6 protein-coding genes and 2 rRNA genes are annotated in these 6,699 nt (G+C 55.4%); all 8 read left to right on the top strand.

All coding sequences use genetic code 11. From position 1 onward, the window contains the following. Positions 1-90: ribosomal RNA gene (locus tag M0G74_RS14730) — 23S ribosomal RNA — on the top strand; the annotation flags it as partial. Positions 91-321: 231 nt separating this feature from the next. Beyond that, positions 322-437: ribosomal RNA gene (gene rrf / locus M0G74_RS14725) — 5S ribosomal RNA — on the top strand. 397 nt (positions 438-834) lie between these two features. After that, positions 835-1,314, top strand: coding sequence for a glutathione peroxidase (locus M0G74_RS14720; RefSeq protein ID WP_160154489.1), 480 nt, complete (start codon positions 835-837; stop codon positions 1,312-1,314). Between the two features lie 47 nt (positions 1,315-1,361). Beyond that, positions 1,362-1,811, top strand: a complete 450-nt coding sequence (locus tag M0G74_RS14715) for a MarR family transcriptional regulator (RefSeq protein WP_248219115.1) — start codon at positions 1,362-1,364, stop codon at positions 1,809-1,811. A gap of 471 nt (positions 1,812-2,282) precedes the next feature. Continuing rightward, on the top strand, positions 2,283-3,818 hold the full coding sequence (locus M0G74_RS14710) for a 2-isopropylmalate synthase (RefSeq protein ID WP_248219114.1): 1,536 nt from the start codon (positions 2,283-2,285) through the stop codon (positions 3,816-3,818). A gap of 31 nt (positions 3,819-3,849) precedes the next feature. Continuing rightward, on the top strand, positions 3,850-4,668 hold the full coding sequence (locus tag M0G74_RS14705) for a uracil-DNA glycosylase family protein (RefSeq protein ID WP_248219113.1): 819 nt from the start codon (positions 3,850-3,852) through the stop codon (positions 4,666-4,668). A gap of 36 nt (positions 4,669-4,704) precedes the next feature. Further along, entirely contained in the window at positions 4,705-5,196 is a 492-nt protein-coding gene (rimI, locus tag M0G74_RS14700) for a ribosomal protein S18-alanine N-acetyltransferase (RefSeq protein ID WP_248219111.1), read from the top strand. Positions 5,197-5,281: 85 nt separating this feature from the next. Then, the gene (locus tag M0G74_RS14695; protein WP_248219110.1) at positions 5,282-6,655 is read left to right on the top strand and encodes an MATE family efflux transporter; all 1,374 of its coding nucleotides are present in this window, start codon (positions 5,282-5,284) and stop codon (positions 6,653-6,655) included. Positions 6,656-6,699 lie beyond the last annotated feature (44 nt).

The following is a 6,699-nucleotide window of genomic DNA, read 5'->3' as shown; positions in this document are numbered from 1 at the left end:
CGTGGAAGACTACCACGTTGATAGGCTGGGTGTGGAAGCGTTGTGAGGCGTTGAGCTAACCAGTACTAATTGCCCGTGCGGCTTGACCATACAACAGAGATGGTTACTAACGATTGACTGATCTAACGATCAGCGGATTGTGAGCCGAGAGACGCAACGTTCGATTGATCGACTTGCGGTGTATTACTACAGAGTGTTTTACCGACTTATTTGGGGTTATCGCCGGTCACCAGAATGACCGAGGCAAACAGCGATAACAGGCAGCGCAGGGCTCTCTTCAATAGAAAGACCCATAAGACCAAGCCAACCCAAGCCAGTTTGCCTGACGACAATAGAGTTGTGGAACCACCTGATCCCTTGCCGAACTCAGAAGTGAAACGCAACATCGCCGATGGTAGTGTGGGGATTCCCCATGTGAGAGTAGGTCATCGTCAGGTTTCTATTCAAAAGCCCTGATCGCTTCGCGGTCAGGGCTTTTTTCATTGTGGTTTGCTCCACCGATCGAGCATAAAAAAGCCCCGGGCGCGCAAGTACCCGGGGCTTTTTTATACCGATTTTATTACCAAATAATGGCTGCCAGGTTACCGACGCATTTTTAAACGGTTACCGAAACCCAGCAACCACGCCACTCAAACCGCCTATCCCAAACTTATTCACAACTCTATCCAGAGTTTTTGTGGGTAACGTACCTGTGTATAACTAAAAAATTCTCAACAAAATCAATCCACAAGAAGCTTGCTGCTCCCTTGCCTACATATGGCGTCTAGCTTTGGGGTTGCAATTTTAATTGTGCACAATATAGTTGTGGAAAATACACTTTGGAGGAGTTTCAAAATGACAGATTTATATTCAATCCCTCTACAGACCGCGGATGGTACGCCCACCACATTGGAAGAGCACAAAGGGAAGGTATTGCTGATTGTAAATACCGCAAGCAAATGCGGTTTCACACCTCAATACCAGGGGCTGGAAGATCTGTATCGCGACTATCAGGACCGGGGATTTATGGTCCTGGGTTTTCCCTGCAATCAGTTTGGAAAGCAGGAGCCTGGCAGTGATAGTGAAATCCAGGAGTTCTGTAGCCTGAATTTTGGCGTGAGCTTTCCGGTCTATGCAAAACTGGATGTGAATGGTGAGCAGGCTCACCCGTTGTTTACGCATCTGAAGAAGGCCGCGCCCGGAATACTCGGTACTGAAGGGGTCAAGTGGAATTTCACTAAATTCCTGGTGAACCGAAATGGCGAGGTTGTGAATCGCTTTGCACCCAAGGATAAACCTGAAGCACTGGCTACAGCGGTAGAGAAGCTACTTTGAGTCGACCTGGTACCCCCCAAAAAAGTGGTGGGGAACACAGCGAGCCGTTGAGCCTGGATCGGCAGCTGTGTTTCGCACTCTATGCCAGCTCCCGAGCAATGACCCGGGCTTACCAGCCGATGCTGCGTGAGCTCGGAATCACTTATCCACAATACCTGGTGCTGCTATTACTTTGGCAGTGGGGCAGGGAGGGTAAACCGTCGGACGCGTGGACGGTTAGCGCGCTCGGTGAGTCACTGATGTTAGATTCCGGCACGCTGACACCATTGCTGAAGCGTATGGAAATGCAAAATCTTTTGACCCGCCGGCGAGGGGTTGCGGATGAGCGAGTGACACTGGTTTCAATCACAGATACCGGGCGGGGTCTGGAGTCCAAAGTGAAGGTATGGAGAGAGGCTGCGCTCGGCCAGTTGGGTGTGGCGCCCGAACGCCTATCTGCCTTGCACCGGGAGCTCTGGGTATTACTGGATGCGCTGCAGGCTAATATTAAAAATTAGGATGATCATCTAGCATTTTTACTTATTGAGAATCAAGTTTTGTCTATATCTTCTGGTTTACCTTTAAAAATAGGATGAGTGTTGATTTCAGTCTGCTCTGCGGCTTATAGTTTGCGCGTCTGTCCCGGTGTTAACCCCGGGGTGGGCGGTGAAATGCCAGTGGGCAATTTCACCCTACTATTCTTTCAACCGAAATTATTAAAGCGGCAGCCATGTTCTCCACTATCCCAATCGACTCGATAGTGCAGGTCCGGGGAAAACAATCCACCGGACCTATAGCTTCAAACTCCTTCTCTGAGATTGCGATCTCCGCTGCCCCCCTACTACTAGCGCGCCTGCTACGACTGCCCCTTCGCGGCATATAATTTTATCCCCATACCTCTCTACAGAATTCCGTACTTAATTTGAGCAGCGCATAGACAGCGGCGTTACCGCTGTTTAGCCTCGGGCCAGACTAGGAGAAGAGCCCTCATGAATACTAAAAAAGATAAATTAGTCATATTTGATACTACCCTGCGCGACGGCGAGCAAAGCCCCGGCGCATCCATGACCAAAGAGGAAAAAATCCGCATTGCTACCATGCTCGAGCGCATGAAGGTGGACGTGATTGAAGCGGGATTTCCAATTGCCAGTCAGGGTGATTTTGAAGCAGTTCAGGCGGTCGCTGAGACAATTAAGGATTCCACCGTATGTGGACTCGCTCGCGCCGTTGGCCCGGACATCATTCGCGCTGGTGAGGCGCTCAAGAAGGCAAATTCCGCGCGTATCCACACATTCATTGCCACCTCTCCGATTCATATGAAGTACAAGCTTCAGATGGAGCCGGAAGATGTGCTGCGCCAGGCGGTGGAAGCCGTTAAAACCGCGCGACAATTTACGGATGATGTGGAATTTTCACTCGAGGACGGCAGTCGCTCTGAGCCTGAATTCATGTACCGTATCATTGAGGCGGTGATCAAGGCTGGTGCCGGTACCATCAATATTCCGGATACCGTCGGCTACGGTGAGCCCGGCGAGTACGGTGCCATGTTCAAGCGCGTGATCGAAAACGTGCCTAACTCCGACCTGGCCATTTTCTCTACGCACTGCCACAACGACCTGGGCCTCGCCGTTGCCAATTCCCTGTCAGCAGTAATGAACGGTGTACGGCAAGTGGAATGCACCATCAATGGCCTCGGCGAGCGGGCCGGCAATGCCTCGTTGGAAGAGGTAGTGATGGCGGTGCGGACTCGCCAGGACTTGTTCCCGGTGGAAACCCGTATTGATACCTCGCACATTGTGCCGACGTCGCGTCTGGTTTCTTCGATCACCGGTTTCCCGGTACAGCCGAACAAGGCGATCGTCGGCGCTAACGCGTTTGCCCACGAATCCGGTATCCACCAGGATGGTATTCTCAAGCATCGCGAGACCTACGAAATTATGCGGGCGGAAGATGTAGGCTGGGGCCAGAACCGACTGGTGCTGGGCAAGCACTCCGGGCGCGCAGCGGTCAAAGCCCGTTACGAGGAGCTGGGCGTCAGCTTTGCGGATCCGGCGGAATTCAATGTGCTGTTCCAGCGCTTCAAGGATCTCGCCGATAAAAAGCACGAGATTTTTGATGAGGACCTGCAGTCACTCATCTCCGGCGCCGCCGACCCGGTAGAGCACTACCAGCTGGCAGATCTGGAAGTACGCAGTAAAAGCGGTAGCAACCCGCAGGCACATCTGCAGTTGCTTATCGATGGCGAAAACTGCAGCTGCAGCGCGGAAGGTAGCGGCCCGGTAGACGCAACCTTCAAGGCCATTGAGTCCGTAGTCGGCAGCAATGCAGATCTGAAGCTCTATTCGGTGAATGCGGTAACCCAGGGTACTGACTCCCAGGGCAGTGTAACGGTGCGCCTTGAACGCGATGGCCGACTGGTCAACGGAGTGGGTGCGGATACCGATATTTTGGTCGCATCCGCAAAAGCGTACCTGGATGCTTTAAACTTGCTCGCCAGCAAGAATAGCAAGCCGCAAGGCGTATAATTGACCGACGGCTAGTGGAGACAGAGCAAGCGTGAACGAACTGCAGCGGACGGAATATTTAACGGCACTGGGTGTTACCAGTTATATGCCGCGTTTCCGCCTGCCGCAGGCGCCGGAACCGCGACAGGCGCCGCTGCCGCCGCCAGTGGAAGATATTCCTGAGGTTGCGCCGGCGGCGGCAGTGATGGCTGCCATCGGCGCGGACATTGCGCCGGAAAAGGCCAGTTTGATAAATACTGGCCGGGAGCAGGTTGTTTCTGCCGCGGAGCCAACCCCGGCAACTTCGGCAAAACCTTCCCCGGATGTCAGCCGGGTCATCGGCAGTATCACTACCGAAACCAGGATTGCTGCAGCCCCTTCGAAAGCTACTCCGGTGGCCCCGCCCCAGCAAAGCATCAAGCCTTTCGTGCTGAGCTGCTGGTGGCTGGGTGAGGAAGTGCTGGCGGTCGATAGCCGCGAGCCGGGCCTGGCACTACCGGTGGAATCGCTATTCGGCAACATCGCGCGCGCACTGGGTTGGCATCAGCTGGAGACCCGGCGGGACAAGCTCAAGTGGCCACTTGCTGAAAACCCTTTCGCCACCGCAGCCGATGCGGCCGATGCCCGCGATACTTGCAGTAGCTGGCTGGAGGCTGCCTGTGCGCGGAAACCGGTTAAATCCATCTGGTTGATGGGGCAGCAGGCCCAGGACTATTGCGCCCCGGTGGCCCTGGATGAAGCGGTTGTCGACTGGCAAGGGGTGCCTGTGATTGCGATGCCGAGCTTGACGGAGCTGCTCACGGAACCTGCGCGCAAGCGCGCCCTATGGCAGCAATTGCGCATGCTCTACCCCGAGCAGACCCGCCGCTAAGCTTTCTTCAATTCTGGCCGATCGCGGTAATCCCCTGTGACTCCATCTTCTTCTGAGCTGACTCCCGACTCTGGACCTGTGCCGGAATTCACCTTCGCGCGCGCGGAAATCGCCGACTGCAACGATCTGGCGGCACTGGCTCGCAATGCCCATAGCCACCCGTGGAGTGCCGGCCAGTACCGGGATAGCCTGAATTCCGGTCATACATGTTGGGTGTTACGTGCGAAGGGTGGGCAGATTGCGGCCTGCTGTGTAACCAGCCTGGTCTTTGATGAAGTGGAAATTCTCGATGTTGCGGTCGCACCCCAGTGGCGCCGCCGCGGCCTGGGCGCCCGCCTGCTGCAGCAGGTGCTGGAACAGCTCCCGGAGGATATTGCGCGTGTGTTGCTGGAAGTGCGCGCATCCAACCGCCCGGCGCGCGGGCTCTATCACAAGCTCGGGTTTTCCGAAGACGGCCGCCGAAAAAACTATTATCCGAAGGCGGACGGTAGCCGGGAAGACGCGCTGTTGATGAGTCTGATATTGTAGGCCGCAGCTCTACCGATTTTGATGCATTTAACATTGATGCAATCGCAGTAACCCCATTCCGCCTTTCAGGCACCCCGGATACATCATGCCAACTCATCGTAGCCAACCCTCCCTGCTTGAAGGTCCAGTAGCGGGCCACCTGCGTCGCCTGGCCCTGCCCATGGTCTGGGGAATTCTCGCCACCATGTCCTTCAATGTGGTGGATACCTATTTCGTTGCCCAGTTGGGTAGCAGGCCATTGGCGGCCATGAGTTTTACCTTTCCTGTGGTGATGGTGATCAATGCACTGGCTATCGGCCTTGGCGCTGGCACTTCCTCTGCAGTAGCGCGGGCCTACGGGGCGGGAGATATGAAGCAGGTGCGTCGACTGGTGTCAGATGGCGCACTGCTGGCCACGTTGATTGCTGTGGTTGTGAGTTGCGCCGGACTGATGACCATTGAACCGCTATTCCATCTGCTTGGCGCTGAAAAATCGCTGATACCGCTTATTGCAGACTATATGGTGCCCTGGTACCTGGGGGCGGTATTTGCCGTTGTTCCGATGGTGGCGTTGTCGGCCTTGCGTGCCATTGGCAACAGCGCCGTGACCGGGCGCATTATGATGGCCGTTGCATTTTTTAATTTGGTGCTCGATCCGTTACTGATTTTCGGTCTCCTTGGTTTTCCGCGCCTGGAACTACAGGGGGCGGCGCTGGCGACGGTCATCGCGCGCGGTCTCAGTTTTGCCATTGCGTTGTACATACTGGTTCGTCGCGAACAAATCCTTGCGCTACCCAGCTGGCGCTGGTCGCAACTTAAGAGATCCTGGCGAACCTTGCTGGCCGTTGGGCTACCGGCGATGGCGACCAATGTGATTATTCCCATGTCCGGTGGCGTGGTAGTGGCACTGGTCGCTGCACACGGTGCGGATGCGGTTGCGGGGTTAGGGATTGCCCTGCGTATCGAGCCGGTCGCACTGATTGTGTTTTACGCCCTGTCATCCGTTGTGGGGCCATTTATGGGGCAGAACTTTGGGGCAGGTCAACACGAGCGCTTGCAACAAACCGTATCGGTACTGACGCGCTTCTGCATATTTTTTGGCATTGGGCTTGCCGTGCTGCTCTGGTTGCTCGGCGGTCCAGTGGCGACCCTGTTCAGTGATTCTCCCGAGGTGCTCGCGGTTGCGGTGGCCTACCTCTGCCTGGTGCCAATCAGCTATGCGGGCTACGGGTTTGTCATGTCTGCCAATGCGGCGTTCAATGGACTGGGGCATCCTTTGCCCGCAACACTGATTTCATTCCTGCGGGTGCTGGGGTTCTACCTGCCACTGGCGTGGCTCGGCAATAGATTCTGGGGAATCCAGGGTTTGTTCGTGGCTACTGTGATTTCCAACCTGGTACTGGGCGCTGTGTCTTGGTGGTGGTTGCGTCGATACCTCGGTGAGCGCGGGGCTGAGCTGGATGCAGTGGCAGCAAAGTGAGGCGGCTGCGAGTTAAGACTGCGAGTTAAGACTGCGAGTTAAGA

Source organism: Microbulbifer sp. CAU 1566 (genome assembly GCF_023156515.1).
Classification (GTDB): Bacteria; Pseudomonadota; Gammaproteobacteria; order Pseudomonadales; family Cellvibrionaceae; genus Microbulbifer.
The sequence above is the reverse complement of the archived record's forward strand: the minus strand, read 5'-3'. Positions and strand labels throughout refer to the sequence as shown.